Origin of the sequence: Gluconobacter thailandicus F149-1 = NBRC 100600 (assembly GCF_000964465.1) — a bacterium.
Taxonomy (GTDB): domain Bacteria; phylum Pseudomonadota; class Alphaproteobacteria; order Acetobacterales; family Acetobacteraceae; genus Gluconobacter; species Gluconobacter thailandicus.
Genome location: NZ_BANH01000168.1, coordinates 1 through 882 on the forward strand (window position 1 = coordinate 1; position 882 = coordinate 882).

Sequence of the window (882 nt, forward strand, 5' to 3'; positions counted from 1 at the left end):
CCGTTGTGTTCAAGCCTCTGGCGGACAGTATCGACAGGTGACAGACCGGAGAGAACGCGCTGTCGTCGTCGGTTGTAGGCATGGTTGAAGCCGGTGAGCAGCGTTTCGAGATCGGTATGGCCGGCGACGTTGATACCGAGAACTTCGCTTGCGATGCGACCGTTGAAGCGTTCGACCATGCCATTGGTTTGCGGCGTATAGGGCTTGGTCGTGCGGCGGATGACCTTGAGCTCCGCGCAGGCGCGTTCGAAGTCATCGGCGGTGAAGCAGGATCCGCGATCCGTGAGCACATGGGTGATGCGGAAGGGAAATGCGTTTCGCGCTGCGGCCAGGAATGCGACCGCGTTTGCCGCGTTTTCGGCGTCGCAAACGGCGAGGTGCACGAAGCGCGAGCAGCGATCGATAGCGACATAGAGGGAGCGCTTGCGCACCTCACCGTCGGCAGTGCGCAGCTTTGGCAGATGCTTGACGTCAATATGGACGTAGCCGAGATCATACTCGCTGAACCGGCCTTGCCCTTTGGCGGGCCGGGTCGCCGTCTTCGCGGGGCGTCGATTCAGGCCTTCGGCCCGCAGGACACGATAGATGTTGTCGCGGTTGAGATGCGGCAGAAAGTGGCGAAGCACGAAGGTCAGGTCATCGAGTGGAAAGCCCGTCGCTCGCCGCACGGCACAGATAATCGCGCGCTCCTCCTCGGTGACACGCCTGCTCACCGCGCTTACGCCATTTGCGGACTGTTTCGTCGCTGATGCCATAGCGCCTGGCAACGACGCTCGTAGGCTCGGTGGATCGTGCGATCTCTGCTCGCACCGCGGGGGTGGTTCGTGCCTGGGGGTGGATCTGCATCATCACAGCACCTCATCACTGACGGGGGTAAAGCGC

Annotated in this window: 1 pseudogene; it reads right to left on the minus strand. The window is 62.0% G+C overall.

The annotated features are described in order from the left end of the window. A pseudogene (locus B7444_RS16220) lies at nt 1-849 on the minus strand (DDE-type integrase/transposase/recombinase); the annotation flags it as partial. Nucleotides 850-882: the final 33 nt, after the last annotated feature.